The 18,876-nt window shown below is 63.7% G+C and carries 14 protein-coding genes; 7 read left to right on the forward strand and 7 right to left on the reverse strand.

Annotated elements, in window-relative coordinates:
* Nucleotides 1-19 precede the first annotated feature (19 nt).
* Both Q6A48_RS03645 and yghU read left to right on the forward strand, forming a co-directional pair.
* A complete protein-coding gene (locus Q6A48_RS03645; protein WP_304552060.1) occupies nt 20-751 on the forward strand; it encodes a substrate-binding periplasmic protein in 732 nt (243 codons plus the stop codon).
* A 52-nt stretch (nt 752-803) separates the two neighbouring features.
* Nucleotides 804-1,643: a glutathione-dependent disulfide-bond oxidoreductase gene (gene yghU / locus Q6A48_RS03650; RefSeq protein ID WP_304552061.1), complete on the forward strand. Its 840-nt coding sequence runs from the start codon at nt 804-806 to the stop codon at nt 1,641-1,643.
* A gap of 12 nt (nt 1,644-1,655) precedes the next feature.
* On the opposite strand, the gene Q6A48_RS03655 is transcribed toward yghU, so the two are convergent.
* Complete coding sequence (locus Q6A48_RS03655) at nt 1,656-2,747, reverse strand: hypothetical protein (protein WP_304552062.1); 1,092 nt, start codon at nt 2,745-2,747, stop codon at nt 1,656-1,658.
* Nucleotides 2,748-2,976: 229 nt separating this feature from the next.
* Nucleotides 2,977-4,938 carry a methyl-accepting chemotaxis protein gene (locus Q6A48_RS03660; RefSeq protein ID WP_304552063.1) on the reverse strand — a complete coding sequence of 654 codons (1,962 nt, stop codon included), beginning with the start codon at nt 4,936-4,938 and terminating at the stop codon, nt 2,977-2,979.
* A gap of 402 nt (nt 4,939-5,340) precedes the next feature.
* Here Q6A48_RS03660 and Q6A48_RS03665 point away from each other — a divergent pair, with 402 nt between their 5' ends.
* Together Q6A48_RS03665 and Q6A48_RS03670 are read left to right on the forward strand one after the other, a co-directional pair.
* Nucleotides 5,341-6,249 (forward strand): MBL fold metallo-hydrolase, encoded by a 909-nt coding sequence (locus Q6A48_RS03665; RefSeq protein WP_304552325.1) that lies wholly within the window; start codon nt 5,341-5,343, stop codon nt 6,247-6,249.
* Between the two features lie 976 nt (nt 6,250-7,225).
* Nucleotides 7,226-8,446, forward strand: coding sequence for a zinc-dependent alcohol dehydrogenase (locus Q6A48_RS03670; RefSeq protein ID WP_304552064.1), 1,221 nt, complete (start codon nt 7,226-7,228; stop codon nt 8,444-8,446).
* Between the two features lie 66 nt (nt 8,447-8,512).
* Here the strand turns inward: Q6A48_RS03670 and treA are convergent, their stop codons facing one another.
* From treA to Q6A48_RS03695, 5 genes are all read right to left on the reverse strand, one after another.
* Nucleotides 8,513-10,156, reverse strand: coding sequence for an alpha,alpha-trehalase TreA (treA, locus tag Q6A48_RS03675; protein WP_304552065.1), 1,644 nt, complete (start codon nt 10,154-10,156; stop codon nt 8,513-8,515).
* Between the two features lie 90 nt (nt 10,157-10,246).
* Entirely contained in the window at nt 10,247-10,939 is a 693-nt protein-coding gene (locus Q6A48_RS03680; RefSeq protein ID WP_304552066.1) for a type 1 glutamine amidotransferase domain-containing protein, read from the reverse strand.
* A gap of 53 nt (nt 10,940-10,992) precedes the next feature.
* On the reverse strand, nt 10,993-12,303 hold the full coding sequence (locus Q6A48_RS03685; RefSeq protein ID WP_369811652.1) for an MFS transporter: 1,311 nt from the start codon (nt 12,301-12,303) through the stop codon (nt 10,993-10,995).
* Nucleotides 12,304-12,473: 170 nt separating this feature from the next.
* Nucleotides 12,474-14,219: an OPT family oligopeptide transporter gene (locus Q6A48_RS03690; protein WP_304552068.1), complete on the reverse strand. Its 1,746-nt coding sequence runs from the start codon at nt 14,217-14,219 to the stop codon at nt 12,474-12,476.
* Between the two features lie 196 nt (nt 14,220-14,415).
* The gene (locus Q6A48_RS03695) at nt 14,416-15,387 is read right to left on the reverse strand and encodes a LysR family transcriptional regulator (protein WP_304552070.1); all 972 of its coding nucleotides are present in this window, start codon (nt 15,385-15,387) and stop codon (nt 14,416-14,418) included.
* Nucleotides 15,388-15,700: 313 nt separating this feature from the next.
* On the opposite strand from Q6A48_RS03695, the gene argH reads away from it, so the two are divergent.
* The 3 genes from argH to Q6A48_RS03710 all read left to right on the forward strand — a co-directional run bounded on the left by argH (nt 15,701) and on the right by Q6A48_RS03710 (nt 18,857).
* Complete coding sequence (gene argH, locus Q6A48_RS03700; protein WP_304552072.1) at nt 15,701-17,128, forward strand: argininosuccinate lyase; 1,428 nt, start codon at nt 15,701-15,703, stop codon at nt 17,126-17,128.
* A 75-nt stretch (nt 17,129-17,203) separates the two neighbouring features.
* Nucleotides 17,204-18,082, forward strand: coding sequence for an amino acid ABC transporter permease (locus Q6A48_RS03705; RefSeq protein ID WP_304552073.1), 879 nt, complete (start codon nt 17,204-17,206; stop codon nt 18,080-18,082).
* A 10-nt stretch (nt 18,083-18,092) separates the two neighbouring features.
* The gene (locus Q6A48_RS03710) at nt 18,093-18,857 is read left to right on the forward strand and encodes an amino acid ABC transporter ATP-binding protein (protein WP_042729207.1); all 765 of its coding nucleotides are present in this window, start codon (nt 18,093-18,095) and stop codon (nt 18,855-18,857) included.
* Nucleotides 18,858-18,876 lie beyond the last annotated feature (19 nt).

The following is an 18,876-nucleotide window of genomic DNA, read 5'->3' on the forward strand; positions in this document are numbered from 1 at the left end:
CGCGGCCAACGAGGTCTGTATGCCTAACCGCCTGACGCTCTGCTCATGCCTGTTTCTCGCCCTCTTCGGCTTGAAAAGCCAGGCGGCCATCGAAGTCGTGACCGAAGACTCGCTGTACGCCTACCTGCGCGAAGACAAGGTGGCCGGGCCCGGCACGCAGATCGCCGAAGAAACCCTCAAGGGCGCGGCGCTCGGCGACTACAGCGTACTGCTCTACCCGTGGGCCCGGGCCTACGAAAAAGCCCTGCACGAACCCAATGTGCTGATTTTCCCCCTGGACCGCACGCCGGCCCGCGAGCAGTCGTTCAAATGGGTCGGCGAGATCCTGCGGGTGCCGAGCAAGCTCTACAAACTGCGCGGGGACGACAGCATCGTCGTCAAGGCGCTCGACGAGGCCAAGCAGTACAGCATCGGGGTGGTGCGCAACGACGCCAAGCAGATCTACCTGCAACAACGCGGTTTTACCCGGCTGGTGGTGTCGGCGGACAATCACGACAACTTCCAGAAACTGCTGAATCATCAGATCCAGTTGTTGCCGATGCCAGAGAACACCGCGCGCCTGATGAGCCAGGGCGCCAGGATCGACTTCAACACCCTGGAAGAGGTCTACACCCTCGACGAACAACCCCACCGGGTCTACCTGGCCTTCAGCCTGAGCACCCCGGACGATATCGTCGCCAAGGCCCAGCGTGCCTTCGAGCAACTCAAGTCGTCGGGCGAGGTGGCGCGAATCATGGGCGAAAAGCGGTAAGCTCTCGGGACCGGCACGCCCGGCGTGCCAATCACCCAGGAGGTTCGTCCCTATGAGCAAAGCGTCCTATGTTCCGCCGAGAGTCTGGACTCATGAAGCACCGTCCGGGGGCCAGTTCGCCAGCATCAACCGCCCTGTCGCCGGGCCGACCCACGAAAAGACCCTGCCGACGGGCAAGCAGCCGCTGCAGCTTTACTCCCTGGCCACGCCCAATGGCGTCAAGGTCACCATCTTGCTCGAGGAACTGCTAGCGCTTGGGCACGCGGGAGCCGAGTACGACGCCTGGCTGATCCGCATTGGCGAGGGCGACCAGTTCTCCAGCGGGTTCGTCGAGATCAACCCCAACTCGAAGATCCCGGCGTTGCTCGACCGCAGCGTGGAGCCGCCGATCCGCGTGTTCGAATCCGGTTCGATCCTGCTGTACCTGGCGGAAAAATTCGGCGCCTTCCTGCCCACCGACCCGGCCGGCCGCACCGAGACGCTGAACTGGCTGTTCTGGCAGATGGGCGCGGCCCCCTACCTGGGTGGCGGCTTCGGCCACTTCTACGCCTATGCGCCGGAAAAACTCGAGTACCCGATCAATCGCTTCACCATGGAAGCCAAGCGCCAACTCGACGTGCTCGACCGCCGCCTGGGTGAAAGCCCTTACCTGGCCGGCAAGCACTACACCATCGCCGACATCGCGGTCTGGCCCTGGTACGGCCAACTGGTGCGCAACAACGTCTATTCGGCCGCCGAGTTCCTCGACGCCCAGCGCTACACCCACGTGCAACGCTGGGCCGAAGACATCGCCAACCGCCCCGCGGTCATCCGTGGCCAGCGTGTCAACCGGACCTGGGGCGATGAAGCCAGCCAGGTGCCGGAGCGGCACCAGGCCGGGGATCTGGACTGAAGGCGCGGCGGGCTATTTGTACGAGTCCCCTGCCGATGCCGGACCGGTCTGGTTCGCCAGGGCAAACACACACTCTTCCAGATAGGGCCTGACGTCCGCCCATTTCTTGCCGTCGGCGATGAACCCTCGCAGTTTCTTGCCGGCGTCCACCACGTCAGGCTCATGGCTCATCAGCATGAGCCGGGCCACGGAGCTGGCGTCTGCGGCCTTGTGCTTGGCGTGGTCCTGCCTGGCGTAGGAATGAAACGCCTCGATCCGCGCCAGGACCGCCTGGGTACCGCCCATGCACTTGTCGCCGAGGATTTCTTCCCGACGCTGTACGTGGCCACCGGCAAAACTGTCCTCGACGAGGTGAAGCAGGCTACCCATCGCGACCTGGTCCACGTTCGCACGCAGCCAGGGTCGGCCGACGGCAAACAGGTCCTGTACGGTCTGCCCGTTATTGAAATGCTGGTCCCAACCGTCGATCCGGATATCTTTCAAATAGGTATTGATGGGATAGGTGCCATCCGCGACACCCCAGGCGAACTCGGCCCACATCATGATCTGCCGCTTGGTTTTCTCCGCCGGGTCGCCCTCCTGGGAGGCCATGGCATGCAGGAACTGCAGGTCACCGAAATGCGAGCGAGCGATGTAGTTGCCCGTGCCCATGAACGCCATCGGGTCCACCGCGCTCTTGGCTTCCGCGGCCTCGAACAGGTTCACCCAGCAGCGGGTCTGGGTAATGAAACCCACCGAATAGCGTCCATCGCAGCCTTTGGTCTTGGCGTCTTCGGCACTGGGCATGAACACCGGGTCATCGTTCCAGCGGACACCGGCAATGATGTACGCGCCGGCATCCTCGAGATCGGGGTTGTTGCAGTACGGCCAATCCCCGTCGCACCCATAGATCTTCTGTGTCAGGGCCTCATGGGCGGAGTCACCGAAGCTGTGCAACGCGAAACTCATCAACGGGACCGCCGCCTTATAGGCCACCCCGTACTTCCTGGCCATCTCGCGCTCGGCCTCCGTGCCGTTCGGTGAGAGCTGGAACGCCCCGGCCTGGCCGATGCAGCTCAACAAAACGCCCCAGGCGACTCCCACCACGGTTTTATGTTTATTCATGGACAGTCTCTGCAAAGGCGATGACCAGCAAACGCCTGGCCCGTCGCGATGAAATCGATGAAGTCATCAGGTAAATGGCCAGAGGCCATCGCCGAAGCATAGCGGCTGCCGCCGGGTCGTCCAGGCGGGGGAATGGTGATTTTCCAGGGTAGTCATGCCGGTCGATCCGCAGGGGATCGGTCGAGCCTGCGGCGGCGACTCGAAGTTCGACCCGCAGCCGCACAGGCCACTAGGCGACCTTGAAGCGACTCACCAGTTGCTGCTGATACTCCGCCAGGCGCGCCAGCTCCTGGCTGGTGATCGCGGTCTGCTCGGCACCGGCGCTGACCTGGATCACAAGGTTATTGATCTCGTTGACATTGCGATTGATGTCTTCGGAGACTGCGCTCTGTTCTTCCGCGGCCGAGGCGATCTGGATGTTGCGGTCGCTGATGGTCGCCACGCCCTCGGCGATTTCCACCAGCAACGCGCCCGCCCGCTCGACCTTGCTGGCGCCGTCCTGGGCCTTGCCCAATGTCTGTTGCATGGACAGCGCCGCCCGGTCCGAGCCAGCCTGCAAGTTGCTGATCATCTGCTGGATGCTGCCGGTGGACTCCTGGGTCTTTTGCGCCAGGGTCCGCACTTCGGACGCGACCACCGCGAAACCGCGACCATGATCGCCCGCCCGCGCCGCCTCGATCGCCGCGTTGAGGGCCAACAGGTTGGTCTGCTCGGCGATACCGCGAATCACATCCAGCACCGAGGAAATGGCATCGCTTTCTTCCTTGAGGTGCCCGATGATCGTCGCGGTCTCTTCGGCCTGGCCGGACAACTGGCGGATCAGCCCGATGGTGCTTTCGATCTCGACGCGGCCCTGGGCCGTGCTGAGATTGACCTGTTGCGACATCTGCGCCGCATCGTTGGTGCTTTGCGCCACCTCGCGCACCGTCGCGCTCATCTGGTTGATCGCGGTGGCGACCAGTTCGGTGCCCTGGCGTTGTTGCTCGACACTCTCGCTGGTCTGGACCGTCACCGTGGAAGACTCTTGCGCCGCCGTCGCCACCTGCACCGTGGCGTTGCCGATTTCCTGCACCACCCCGCTGATTTCCCGGGCCATGCGGTTGAGGTTGCGCGAGATCTGGCCGAATTCGTCCTGGCCTTCATGAATGGCCCTGGCTGTAAGATCACGCCCGGCCAGATCATTGAGGACCTGGTTCACATCGCGCACCGCCAGGTCGATCATGCGGATGATCAGGTACGACAGCACCGCCACCGCCAGCAACGCCACGATGACCGCGCCGATGGTCAGCCACAGGGCGCGACGGGCGCCGTCACGCTCATCCATGGCCAAACGGCTGACGCCCTGGCCGAGGGCGTCTTCCACCTGGCCCATGAGGTCGATCCGCTGGGTCGAGGTCTCGAACCAGGCTTGCGGCTTGATGCCCAGGGGCTGGCCCAGTGGCACTTCGAAAGCCAGGCGCTGCAACCGCGCCACGTCGAGCGCCGCAGGCTTGTGCATCTGGTCGTCGAACTGCTGGAGCAAGGCAGGTTGGGCCTTGCGACGAAAAGCGTCCGAATAGGCGGTAAACTCACCCAAGTTGCGGCTGAACCGGGCTAGGAGTTCTTCATCGAAACGGTCTTGGGCGAACACCAGGCCGAGCACGACGCGCTCTCGCCCGGCCCGCTCTTTCATCTCGATAAATTGATTGAGCGCACCGAGCGCATGAACAATGGTCGCGTTATTGATCGTCGCTTCCAGAGAGTGGGTATAACCGATCAAAGTTTGAATGATGTCGGTGTAACGCACGCCCGATTCAGTACTGCTTATACCCAACTTATCAACTTGTGCGCGAAGCGTGGACAACGTTTCCAATACGCGCCTGACCTGGGCAAGTTGGCCGTTTTCCGACACGGGCAGTTCACCAACCAGGACGACCGCAGTGTCCGCCTCCTGGCGCATCCGGGCCAACCGGTCGCCCATGGATTTGCCGCCGCTGCCAAGGAAGACCCCGCTGGCGCCCCGCTCGCGCTGGAGGGTAGTGATGAGCTGGCTGAGTTTCTGGGCGGTGGCGCTGGCGGTCACCGTCGCGTCCATGTCCCGCAGGGTCCTGTAGTTATCGCCGACAAAGATACCGGCCAGCGTCAGGAAACCTAATAAGGGTAATAAAAGAATCAACAGAAGTTTCAGACGTAGCGGTGCATTCCTGAGCATATTCGTTCAAGCCTCGTTCCATACTCGATTAGTTGGCGCGCGACATTGTTGTAGAGAGGTTTTTTTATACACGCTGATCCTGGGTCGATATTAACTCAATATCACTTTGCCATCACCTCAAATATCCTGCCATACGGCGCTTATTCCGGCGCCCAGTGCCGAATTTGAACTTGTCTTGATCCAGGTCAACAACTCGTCACTTAGTTGCGCAATGAGTGTTGGGGCACCGACATACCTTGTGTTGGGAACACTCACACCAAGGCATACCCGAACCCTACCCGTGTCTGATACCGGACACGGTGGCGCTGCATGCAGACTCGATGTCCCAGGCAATTCATCGGAGAAGCAATCATGACGACGCATCAGCAACACCCGGCCCAATCCACTGCAACATCGCTGCAAATGAACGCCCCCACAGACAGCCCCGCTCACTGGCACGAAGAGCTGGTGCCATCGCGCTATGCATTGCGGATCGGTGAGATCGATGTGCTGGTGGTCAGCGACGGGGTATTGCCGTTGCCCACCACGACGATGTCCACCAATGCCGACCCGGCCGCCCGCGCGGCCTGGTTCAAGGAGATGTTCCTCGGGCCGGACGCGTTCGACTGGGCCCTGAATGTGCTGGTGGTGCGCAGCGGCGAGCAGACGATATTGGTGGATGCCGGGCTGGGCGGGCAATTTCCCGGCTTTCCCCGCGCCGGGCAGTTTCCCAAGCGCCTGGCGGCCGCCGGTATCGACCTGGGCTCGGTGACGGACGTGGTGATTACCCACATGCACATGGACCACATTGGCGGGCTGCTGGTGGACGAGGTGAAGCACCGCCTGCGTCCGGACGTACGCATCCACGTCGCGGCCACGGAAGTCGAGTTCTGGGCGGCGCCGGATTTCTCCCGCACGTCCATGCCGTCGCCGGTACCGGACGTCCTGCGGGAAACCGCCAAGCAGTTCATGGAGCAGTTCCACGGCAAGCTGCGCACCTTCGACCAGCAACACCAGGTGGCGCCGGGGGTGGTCGTCAAGCTGACCGGCGGCCATACGCCGGGGCACAGCGTGGTGCAGGTGAGCTCGGGCAATGAACGCCTGACATTCGCCGGTGATGCGCTGTTCCCGGTCGCCTTCGACCATCCCGACTGGCACAACGGCTTCGAGCATGACCCCGAGGAAGCGGTGCGTGTGCGCGTACGCCTCATGCAAGAAGCCGCGGCGTCCGGTGAGCTGCTGGTCGCCACCCACCTGCCGTTCCCTTCCGTGGGACGGGTGGCGGTCGATGGCGATGCCTTTCGCTGGGTAGCGGCCTTCTGGGACTACTGATCGCCAGCCGGCCTGCTCAAACGGCGCCTGTGGAGCGGGCTTGCTCGCGAAAGCGGTGGTTCAGCGTGCAGCGATGTCGCCTGTGCCGGCGTCTTCGCGGGCAAGCCCGCTCCCACAGGGGATTTGTGCTGGACCGCAGGTTTGTGAGCAACCGAGATCCAGTGTGGGAGCGGGCTTGCTCGCGATGGCGGTGGATCAGCTTGCAGCGATGTTGCCTGTGCCTAAGCCTTCGCGGGCAGGCCCGCTCCCACAGGGATTTGTGTTGGGCCGCAGCTTGATGGAGACCCGCGATCCAGTGTGGGAGCGAGCCTGCTCGCGAAAGCGGTGGGTCAGTTTGCAGCGATGTTGCCTGTGCCGGCGTCTTCGCGGGCAAGCCCGCTCCCACAGGGGATTTGTGCTGGGCTGGGGTTTGGTGGACACCCGAGATCCACTGTGGGAGCGAGCCTGCTCGCGAAAGCGGTGGGTCAGTTTGCAGCGATGTTGCCTGTGCCTAAGCCTTCGCGGGCAGGCCCGCTCCCACGGGGGTTGTGTTGGGCCGCAGCTTAGTGGACACCCGAGATCCAGTGTGGGAGCGGGCTTGCTCGCGATGGCGGTGGGTCAGCTTGCAGCCATGTTGCCTGTGCCTAAGCCTTCGCGGGCAGGCCCGCTCCCACAGGGGATTTGTGCTGTGCCGGGGTTTGGTGGACACCCGAGATCCACTGTGGGAGCGGGCTTGCTCGCGATGGCGGTGGGTCAGCTTGCATCGATGTCGCCTGTGCCGGCGTCTTCGCGGGCAAGCCCGCTCCCACAGGGATTTGTGTTTGGCCGCAGCTTAGTGGACAACCGAGATCCACTGTGGGAGCGAGCTTGCTCGCGAAGAGGCCCGCGCCCCCGCCCGGAACGACCGTCAGTCCTGCGCCCGCGAGATCCCTCTGAACTTCCATCCGGCTTCACGCCTCTGCCCTTTACCATCACGTTATCAGCGAGGCAGGACGTCATGAGAGCACTCACTTACCACGGCGCGCACAGCGTCAAGGTCGACACGGTCCCGGATCCGGTCCTGGTGGACAGCGACGACATCATTTTGCGGGTCACGGCGACGGCCATCTGTGGTTCGGACCTGCACCTCTATCGCGGCAAGATCCCCACGGTCGAACACGGCGATATCTTCGGCCACGAGTTCATGGGCATCGTCGAGGAGGCAGGATCCGCCGTCACGGCCGTGCAGCCCGGCGACCGCGTGGTGATCCCGTTCGTGATCGCCTGCGGCAGCTGTTTCTTCTGCCAGATGGACCTGTTCGCCGCCTGCGAGACCACCAACACCGGGCGTGGCGCGATCCTGAACAAGAAGTCCATTCCACCAGGGGCGGCGCTGTTCGGTTTCAGCCATTTGTATGGCGGCGTACCCGGCGGCCAGGCCGAATACGTGCGGGTGCCGAAGGCCAATACCGGGCCTTTCAAGGTGCCGGGCACGCTCTCCGACGAAAAAGTCCTGTTCCTTTCGGACATCTTGCCCACCGCATTCCAAGCCGTCACCAACACGGGCATCGGCAACGGCTCCAGCATCGCGATCTATGGCGCCGGGCCGGTCGGGCTGTTGAGTGCGGCGTGCGCGAGGATGTTGGGCGCCGAGCAGATCTTCATGGTCGATCACCACCCTTATCGGCTGGCCTATGCACAGCGCACCTACGGGGTGATCCCCATCAACTTCGATGAAGACGATGACCCCGCCGACACGATCATCCGCCAGACCAAGGGCATGCGCGGGGTCGATGGCGTGGTGGACGCGGTGGGCTTCGAAGCCAAGGGCAGCACCACCGAAACCGTGCTCGCCACGCTGAAGCTCGAAGGCAGCAGCGGCAAGGCCCTGCGCCAATGCATTGCCGCCGTCCGCCGCGGTGGCGTGGTGAGTGTGCCGGGGGTGTATTCCGGCTTCATCCACGGTTTCCTGTTTGGCGATGCGTTCGACAAGGGGCTGACCTTCAAGATGGGCCAGACCCACGTCCAGCGTTACCTGCCCGAGTTGCTCGAACACATCGAGACCGGCCGCCTGGCGCCCGAGGTCATCATCAGCCACCGGATGTCCCTGGAACAGGCCGCCGAGGGCTACAAGATCTTCGACAAGAAACAGGAGGATTGCCGCAAGGTCATCCTGACCCCGGGCGACGCGGGGATCGCGCTGCCGGAAGGTGACGGCCCGGCGCTGGCGCTGGGCTAGTGTCCTGTCTCGATCACGGGCAGGACAGGATAATTCCTGCCCGTGATCGGGTTGAAGGCGGGTGGCTCATTCAGCCTGTGATTCGCCCTCTCGGGCCTTGGCCGCCTTCGCCCCATACTTGTCCAGTAACTTCAACGTCACCCCGTTGGTCCAGCCGAAGCCGTCCTGCAGCGCGTACTCACCGCCGCCACCGCCCTGCCCCTGTCCGGATACGTCATATTTCTCCACCAGCTTGTCCTCCTTGCGGTACAGCTGCTGGACCTGCTGGAGAAACCGCTGGCCGATCTGCGCTGCGAGATCGCCTTGCCGGTAGCGGTCCAGCCCCTCCACCGCCACCCATTGCAAGGGCGCCCAGCCGTTCGGTTCGTCCCATTGTTGGCCGTTGCTGACCTGGGTCGTGGCGATGCCGCCAGGTCGCAGCAGGCCGCCACGCACCGCGTCGGCGGTGCGCCGGGCATGCTCCTGGGAGGCCAGGCCGGTGTACAACGGGAACAGCGCCGCAGCCGTCAGGTCCGGGCGTTGTCGACCGAGCTGCCAGTCGTAATCGACGTAATAACCGCCATCGGCCTTCCACAAGTGGCGCTCGATGGCGCGCTGGCGCTGGTCGGCGCGCTGGCCGTAGGCCTGGACGCACGGCGCGTTGCCAACGGTTTCGCAGCCCTTGGCGATGGTGCGCTCCAGGTGATACATCAGGCTGTTCAAGTCCACCGGTACGATGGCGGTGGTGCGTATGGTCTCCAGGCGCTTGCCATCGCCCAGCCAGCGCGAGCTGAAGTCCCAGCCGCTCTCGGCACCGGCGCGCAAATCACGCCAGACCTCCTGCCGCGTCCTGTCCGGCGCCTGGGCGGCGGTCTTGATGTCTTGCAACCAGGACTCCTGGCGCGGCGTCGCACTGGCGTCCCAGTAGCGATTGAGCACGCTGCCATCGACCAGCTTGACGACGTGCCGGGTGGCGCCGCCGGGCTTGAGCGTCGGCGCGCCTTCCATCCAGTAGGCGTATTCGCGTTGCAGCTGGGGCAGATAGCGGCCGTAGGCCTGGTCCCCTTCGAGGCGGGCCTGCAATTCCACCATGTAGGCGAAGAACGGCGGCTGCGAGCGGCTCAGGTAATAGGTGCGATTGCCGTTGGGGACATGACCGTAGGTGTCGATCATGTAGGCGAAGTTGTCGGTCATCTGCCGGACCCGGGCCTTCTCGCCGCTTTGCTCCAGGCCCAGCATGGTGAAATACGAGTCCCAGTAATACATCTCGCGAAAACGCCCGCCCGGCACGACGTAGGGCTGCGGCAACGGCAACAGGCTGCTGTACTGCGGCACCTCGCGGTATGTGCGGCTCAACACCGGCCAGAGCGCATTGATGTGCGCGTCGATGGGGGCGCCGGGCTTCGGCGGCGGGCTTTGCGCTTCGCCGGATTCGATGAAGTTGTCCTGGACGAACGCCTTCAGGTCGAAACCGTCTTCGTCCTGCCGGGCCAGATAATCGGCGCGGATCTGCCCAGGATCACGCTTGGGCAGCGCATCGACGAAGTGCTTCTGGTCGGTGAAGAGTCCCTGGCGCTGCACCGCTTCGAACAACTCCGGGTACGCTTGGTCGGGGGCAACGGGGGTGCGGTCCTTGGCGTCTTGATAGCTCCATGTCGCGGGCGGTTGACTTGAACAGGCCGCGCACAACAACGCGGCGAAAGACAGGCTGGTGAAATCCATAGGTCGCATAGGCAGCTCCATCGTGGTGTCGTTCCTGACACAGGAATGACCCGATAGACGGGCCCGGGTTCATTAAAATGACCCTGGCCCCGACCAGCTTCAGGCGCTCTGTTCCTGCTCCAACCGCTTGAGCAAGGCCTCGGCGACGGCCTCTGAGGACGCCGGATTCTGACCCGTGATCAGGTGCCCGTCCTCGACCACGTAGCTGGCCCAGTCCGCCGCCTTGGAATAATCGCCGCCCTTGGCCTTGAGCATGTCCTCCACCAGGAACGGCACCACCTGGGTGAGCCCCACCGCCTCTTCTTCGGAGTTGGTGAACCCGGTGACCTTCTTGCCCTTGACCAGCGGTTGGCCGTCGGGGGCGACAACGTCCTTGAACACCCCGGGCGCATGGCAAACGGCAGCGACGGGCTTGTTCGCGGCATACATCGCCTCGATCAGGATCTTCGAATCCCGGTCCTCGGCCAGGTCCCAGAGCGGTCCATGGCCGCCGGGATAGAACACGGCGTCGAAGTCATAAGGGTCCACTTCGCCCAGCAGCACGGTGTTGGCCAACGCGGCCTGGGCCTCGGTGTCCGTGCGAAAGCGCCGGGTGGCGTCGGTCTGGGCGTCTTCTTCATTGCTCTTGGGGTCCAGCGGCGGCTGCCCGCCCTGGGGAGAGGCCAGCGTAACGCTCGCCCCGGCGTCGACGAACACATAGTAGGGCGCGGCGAACTCCTCCAGCCAAAAACCGGTTTTCTTGCCGGTGTCGCCCAACTGATCGTGAGATGTAAGGACCATTAGAATGTTCATCTGCACCGCTCCTCCAGGAATGAAAGGCAGGACACGATCGCCCTGCCTTAGGTTCAGAGGCCACGCCGGGCCAGACGTTCACCGGTCGTGCTGGTATTCGACGGTACGTGTCGGCGCCACGGGCTGGTCTCCGGCAGGGTCAACAATAAGCCGAAAGCCAGCGCCGCAATGGCGGCGAGCGTCAGGAACGCCGCGCTGTAGCCCGCCCCTTGCACCACGAAACCGGCCAGGCTGTTGCTCAGCGCGGCGCCAAGGCCGAAAACGGTCGACAGCACGCCAAGGCTGACGTTGAACCGCCCGGTCCCCTGGGTCAGATCCTTGACCACCAGCGGGAACAGCGCGCCGAACAGCCCGGCGCCGATGCCATCGAGCAGTTGCACCGCCACCAGCCAGTAGGGATCGTCCGACAGCACATACAGCACGCCACGAATCGGCAGGATCAGGAAACCGGCCAGCAGCAATGGCTTGCGCCCCCAGGCATCGGCCTTGACGCCCACCAGCCAGGCCATGGGCACCATGACCAGTTGCGCCGCGACAATGCAGGCCGACGTCAGCGGCGTGGCCAGGTGGGCGTTGGCCTGGGCGAGCTTCTGGCTGACCAGCGGGAGCATCGCCGCATTGGCCAGGTGGAACAGCGCGCAGCACACGGCGAACAGCAGCAAGGTGCGGTTGTCCAGCAGGATACGCAACGCCGAGGGCGTCTCGTCCGTGACCGCCTGGCCGGTCTCCAGGCCCCGTGCCACCTCATGGTCGATGGCCTCGGCGGACACGCAACTGACCGCGAGGATGCTGGCCACTGCCATCGCCGCCATCAGGTAGAACACCGCGATGGGACCGAACAGCCAGGCGAACCCTCCGGCCAACAGCGCGGCACAGGCGTTGCCGGCGTGATTGAAGGTTTCGTTGCGCCCGGTGCGCCGGGTAAAGGCCTTCGCCCCGGTGATGCCCAGGGAGATGGCCGCGATGGCCGGGGCGAACACCGACGCCGCCACGGCGCTGAGCGCCTGGGTCAACGCCACCAGCCCAAACGACGACGTGAACGGCAGCACCAGGCACCCCAGCGTCACCAGCAGGGCAGCGGCGGCCACCACCGCGCGCTTGCTGCGAACCCGGTCGATCAAGGCACCGGCGGGCCCCTGGGTGACGAGCCCGGCGATGGCCGCCACGGTCATCACCAGGCCAATGCTGGAAGGTTGCCATTGATGCACGGCCAACAGGTAGATCGCCAGGTAAGGCCCCAACCCGTCGCGGACATCGGCGAGGAAGAAATTCAGGCTATCCAGGGACAGGTTGTTGCGACGATCCAGGTTTCGATCCACGTAGGCCTCGGCAAGGGCATTGGCCCGAAGGTGATTGACGTCCATGCTGCTGGGGGATGCTCGCTATCGCTTACAGGCCGCAGGTTCACGGTCGAATCTAGCACGTCATCGCGAACAGGCTCGCTCCGAAAAGAGCGGGTGGGCCCCTTCATCGAAACCCATGTGGGCGCGAGCCTGCTCGCGATGACGGCGGCCCAGCCAACATCGATGCCAACCTATCCCCCGTTCCCCACCATCGCCCACAGCGACGCCCCGACCCCGGTGATACTTTCGCCAGCGATCAACCCCGCCGCCGCGGTGATGGCGAACCGCTCCGTGAGGCTCGGCCAGCGGCAACTCACCAGCCAGGTGAGCACGGCACCGAACGCCATCATCAGCGACACCGATGCCGGCAGGACAAAGGCCAGGCCCAGGGCCGCCGTGCTGGGCAGCCGCCGGGCCTGGCGCTCAGGCAACAGGCTGTCGAGCACGCCCAGCAGCGCGCCGGCCAGCCCGCCGAGGAAGATCGCCCAGCGGATGCTCGGCGACAAGGAATCCAGGCCATGGGTCAAGGTTTGCGCCACGGCTTTCCAGGTGGCGACCGCCGGGGCCGGCCATTCTTCGGTGAGCAGCATGGCTTGCGGGTCCGGGATCAACGCCAGGTAGGCCAATACCCCAACGATGCTGCCGACGAAAATCCCCAGCGTCTGGGCGATCAGTTGCTTGCGCGGCGTCGCGCCAATCGCCCGGCCCACCTTGAAATCGTTCATCAGGTCGGTGCACTGCCCGGCGGAGCCGCCGGCGGTATTGGCGCTCATCAGGTTGATCGGCACCTGGCCCGGGGCGACGATACCGAAGCTCAGCTGTGACAGCTGCCCGATGGCGCCGATGGGCGGGATGCCCGTGGCGCCCACCACCCGGGCAGCCACGGCGGCCAGGCAGATGGCCAGGGGAATGGTCAGCAAGGCCATCCACAGGTTGATGCCGAACAACAGCGCTTGCAGGCTCACCACCAAGGCAATCGCCAGGGCGAAACCGGCGGCGGGCCCTCCCTTGGGCACACGCCAGATGGCCCCGCCGCCGGCCCGGGTGGACGCGTGCAACGACCACAGGCGAATCGCCAGGGACGCCAGCGTCGAACAGACCATCAGGCTCACGCCCGGCCACAACAACCACTCCACCAGCGCCGCGAACTGTGGGCTGCTGCTGCCCGGGGCCAACTGCACCAGGCCCTGCCCGAGCAGCCACGGCGCCAACCCGCCCCAGGCCAGCAAGGCACCCAGCAACAGGCTCAGGCCGACGCGGATACCGATGATCCCGCCAAAGCCCAGCAACAGCAGCGAAGGGTCGGCGGTGAACGTCAGGCGCTCCAGCTGGCTTGTCGGCGCCCAGCGCGCAATGGCCCAGACGAAGGTGTCCACCCACTTCGCCAGGCCGGACACCAGCGCGGCGCCAAGCAGCACCTTCAAGCGCGTCGCCGCTTCCTGGCCGTGGTTGTAGATGTGCAGCAGGGTTTCCAGGGTCGCCACCCCCTCGGGGAACTTCAGCGCCTTGTCGTTGAGCAACGACGGCCGCAGGTACCAGGCAATCCAGATCCCCAGGAAGCTCACCGAGAAGACCCAGGCCACCATCGGCAGGGCGTCCAATTGCTGCCCGGTCAGCAAGGTGTAGGCCGGAATGGGGGCCACCAACCCACCGGAAATGATCGAGGCCGCGGCAGACGCCACGGTCTGGTTGATGTTGCTTTCATGCAGCGTCCACGGCTCCCCGCCACCGGCGCGCCGGGCCAGGCCTTGCCAGACGCCGTAGCCGATCAGCAAGGCGATGATCGACATGTTGAACGACCAGCCGATCTTCAACCCGGCGTACACATTGGAAGGCGTCAACAGGATCCCGAGCACGATCCCGGTGGTGACCGCCCGCAGGCTGAGCTCGCGTTGCACAGGGCTGTCCAGGGGATTCGGTGGCGAGGTGCAGGGCATGCGAATTCCTTATCGGCAGTGAGACAGCGCGAACACTCGACGCGACGACTAAACAAGTGAGCGCTGCCTGCGCGGAAGGTTCATATGCCGCCGCCACGCTCGCTCCCACAGGGAAAGCGCAGTGGTTCAAGAACAGTAACAACAACACCGCTGCCGGATTATCAGCGATGCGTAATCCAGGCCATCGAACAACGAACTAAGCGGACAGGGGCGCCTTCAAATCCACGCCCAATGCCTGGGCGAAAGCCTTGACCAACGGACTGCGCACCGTGTTATGCCGCAGGATCAGATTGAAGGGTGTGACAAAGTTGATCAGGTCCGGGCGCAACGCTCGAAATTGTCCCTGGGCGACCAGGTTCGCCGCGTAATGCTGGGGCAGGTAACCCACGAACCGACCCGTCTTGATCAATAGCGCCACGGCTTCCACCTGGGTCGCCGAGGGCGAGAGACTGTCGTAGTGGGTGAAGCTCGGTTTGTCGCGATGAATCGCATAGCGGTGGTTGATGCACGGGTGTTCCTTGAGCGCCGGGAGGTCAAGTTGCGCTTGCGGCACATCGAACAACGGATGTCCGATCGCGCAGTAAAGCTGTGAGCGTTCCTCGTAGAGCGGGTAATAATCGAACTCTTCGCGTTTCTGGTAGACCGGCACGATTCCCGCCACCAGTCGCCCCTCGACGACACCGCGTTCCACTTCATCCAACTGAGCGGCCTGAAGTTGAAACCTTACTTTCGGCGACTCCTCACTCATCCTTCTAATGGCTGCAACTAACGGCGACTGTTCATCGGTAATCGTATTATCAATAACCCCCACGCCAAGATCGCCAATAAGTTCATTCTGGGCCGAACTAAGCCGATCTCGAAAGTTATCCACCGAGGCAAATAGATCAATCGACGCCTGATACACCAGGCGCCCTTCTTCGGTCAGGTGAAAACCCTCGCGACCGCGGGTGCACAAGCGCATGCCGATCCGAATCTCAAGGTCCGAAATCTGTTTGCTGATGGCGGCCAGGCCCACGTTCAGCTCGTTCTGGGCGGCACTGAAGCCCCCGGCCTCGACCACCGCCTTGAACACCTTGAGCAGTTTGAAGTCCAGGCCGCTGAGCGCCAACGGCGCCCTGTGCGGCGGTCTTGGCGGCGGGTTTCCGGAATTGGAAAGTGGGGTTTCCATAATGCTTATTTACCTCTGTCGCCGTTTTCAACACGCTGTGCCCAACAACAAAAATAACGCTGGCTAATAAATAATGAACACAGAAAACCTGGCTTGGCAACCGCTAATAAATTCCGCACCCGAGTGCCAACTCGCTGAATCTGCGCCATTAAAAGCTGACACTTCGATCAGCGCTCTCCACTTCGCAACTGCGCTTGTCCCCTGCCCTTGAATAACGATTAAGCCGAGCTCCGCCGGGTCGATTTCTATCGTCCAGGCCATGCGCCGGCGAGGCAGCCCTATCAAGTTCGCTTTACCGACGAGGAAAACAACAATGTCCCAAACCACTGACCGTCTCTGGGGTGCCCGTTTCAAGAGCGGCCCATCCGAAGCCCTGGCGGCGCTCTCTCGTTGCCCCGAGCGCTATTTTCGCCTCACCCCCTACGACCTCGCGGGGTCCAAGGCCCATGCCCGGGAGCTGCAACGGGCCGGTTTGCTGAGTGAAGAAGAAACCCGGACCCTGCTCGCCGCCCTCGACCAGATCGGCGCCGACTTTCGCGCCGGCAGCATTGCCCCGACCCTGGATGACGAAGACGTGCACACCTTCATCGAGCGCCTGCTGACCGAGCGCCTCGGTGCCCTGGGCGGCAAGTTGCGAGCCGGTCGTTCGCGCAACGACCAGACCGCCAATGACCTGCGCCTGTTCCTGCGTGACCACGTCCGCACCCTGGCGGTGCAGGTGCTGGGGTTGCAGCAGGCGCTGGTGGAGCAGGCCCAACAGCACGTGGAGAGTATCTGCCCGGGCTTCACCCACCTGCAGCAGGCGCAACCGATCGTCTTCGCCCACCACCTGCTGGCCCATGCCCAATCGATGCTGCGTGACGTCCAGCGCCTGGTGGACTGGGACGCACGCACCTCGCTGTCGCCCCTCGGCGCGGCGGCGATGGCCGGCTCCGCCATCGCCCGCATGCCCCAGCAATCGGCCAAGGAAATGGGCTACAGCGGCGTGTGCGAAAACTCCATCGACGCCGTCGCCAGCCGTGACCACGTGGCCGAATTCCTGTTTATCGCCAGCATGCTCGGAATCAACATTTCCCGCCTGGCCGAAGAATTTTGCCTCTGGTCGTCGCGGCAATTTCGCTGGGTCACGCTGGATGATGCCTACGCCACCGGCAGCTCGATCATGCCGCAGAAGAAGAACCCGGACATTGCCGAACTGGCGCGTGGCAAGGCCGGTCGCCTGATCGGCAACTTGACCGGCCTGCTGTCGACCCTCAAGTCCCTGCCCCTGTCCTACAACCGCGACTTGAGCGAAGACAAGCACGGCGTACTCGACAGCGTCGACACCCTGTTGCTGGTGTTGCCCGCCATGGCCGGCATGGTCGCCACCATGCACGTGAATGTCGAAGAACTCCGGCGCCAGGCGCCGCTGGGCTTCACCCTCGCCACGGAAGTGGCCGACTGGCTGGCCGTGCGCGGCGTGCCGTTCAAGGAAGCCCACGAAATCACCGGCGCATTGGTCAAGGCCTGTGAGGAACACGACATCGAGCTGTGGGAAGCCTCTCCGGCGTTACTGGCGGAGATCGACCCGCGCCTGACACCCCAGGTGCGCGACAGCCTGACGCTGGAAGCGGCGATTGCCGCCCGCAGCGGCTGGGGCGGTACCGCGCCGCAACAGGTGCGCGAGCAGATCGGCCGGCTGAAGACCGCCCTCGCCGCGCAGCAGGCGTGGACCGAAAACTACCAGGGTTTCCGCCTCTGACCGAAGCAGGAGCGGGCTGGCTCGCTCCTGCCAGGATTGTGCTTGACCTGAAACACCAGCATTTGGAGAACCAACATGAGCCAGACACAGGCAGAGCGACTCCAGGCGGAGCGCAAACTGGCGGAAAACCAGTTCGACATCACCCAGTACCAGCACGTCCCCCGGCGTTACTACGGTCGCATCTTCTTCGCCTCCGTGATCGTCATCGCCTTGCTGGGCCTGGTGCGCGCCTTCGCCGAAGGCAAGATCGAATGGTCCTACATCGGCCAGTTCATTACCTCGCAAGCGATCCTGTGGGGCTTGTTCAACACCATCGTCATGGCGGTGCTGGCCATGGCGCTGGGCATCGTGTTCGGGGTGATCACCGCCATCATGCGCATGTCGGCCAACCCGATCCTGCGCTACGTGGCACTGACCTACACCTGGCTGTTCCGCGGCACGCCGTTGATCCTGCAACTGCTGCTGTGGTTCAACCTGGCGCTGATTTTCCCCACTGTCGGCATCCCCGGGCTCTTCGAGCTGGACACCGTGAGCCTGATGACGCCATTCGTGGCCGCCCTGCTCGGCTTGAGCATCAACCAGGGCGCCTACACCGCCGAAGTGGTGCGCGCCGGCCTGCTGTCGGTGGACACCGGCCAGTACGAAGCCGCCAAGTCGATCGGCATGCCACGCTTGCAGGCACTGCGCCGGATCATCCTGCCGCAGGCCATGCGGATCATCATTCCGCCCGTGGGCAACGAGTTCATCGGCATGGTGAAGATGACCTCGCTGGCCAGTGTCATCCAATACTCGGAACTGCTCTACAACGCCCAGAACATCTACTACGCCAACGCCCGGGTCATGGAGCTGCTGATCGTCGCCGGTATCTGGTACCTGGTCGCGGTCACCGTCCTGTCCTTCGGCCAGAGCCGCCTGGAGCGTCGTTTCGCTCGCGGCGCCGGCAAGCGTTCCTGAGGAATCCGCCATGAGAAGCATCGTCAAGGCCGTGAGCCTGAACAAATACTACGACCAGTACCACGCGCTCAAGGACATCAATATCGAAGTCGAGCAAGGTGAGGTGCTGTGCATCATCGGCCCGTCCGGCTCGGGCAAGAGCACCTTGCTGCGCTGCGTCAACCAACTGGAAAAGATCGACAAGGGCGGCCTCTGGGTCGACGGCGAGCTGGTGGGTTACCGCGTGGTCGGCAACAAGCTGCACGAACTCAACGAAACGCAGATTGCCCGCCAGCGCCTGGCCACGGGCATGGTGTTCCAGCGGTTCAACCTGTTCCCGCACATGACCGTGCTGCAGAACATCACCGAAGGCCCCTGCCAGGTGCTCAAGCGCTCGCCCAAGGAAGCCCACGAAGAGGCCCTGGAGTTGCTGGCCCGCGTCGGCCTGGCCGACAAGCGCAACAGCTACCCGATCGAACTGTCGGGCGGCCAGCAGCAACGGGTGGCGATCGCCCGCGCCCTGGCCATGCGCCCCAAGCTGATGCTGTTCGATGAACCCACTTCGGCACTCGACCCGGAACTGGTCGGTGAGGTGCTGTCGGTGATGCGCAACCTGGCGCAGACCGGCATGACCATGATCGTCGTCACCCATGAACTGGGCTTCGCTCGCGAAGTGTCCAACCGCATGGTGTTCATGGACGGCGGGCAGATCGTGGAGGCTGGAAGCCCCGAAGAAATACTAATAAGTCCGCAAAACCCACGCACCCAAAGCTTCATTTCTGCCGTTCGAACCTAAGCGCCGGTTGGCGCCACAA

Origin of the sequence: Pseudomonas citrullilanati, from assembly GCF_030580855.1 — a bacterium.
GTDB classification, from domain to species: Bacteria; Pseudomonadota; Gammaproteobacteria; order Pseudomonadales; family Pseudomonadaceae; genus Aquipseudomonas; species Aquipseudomonas citrulli.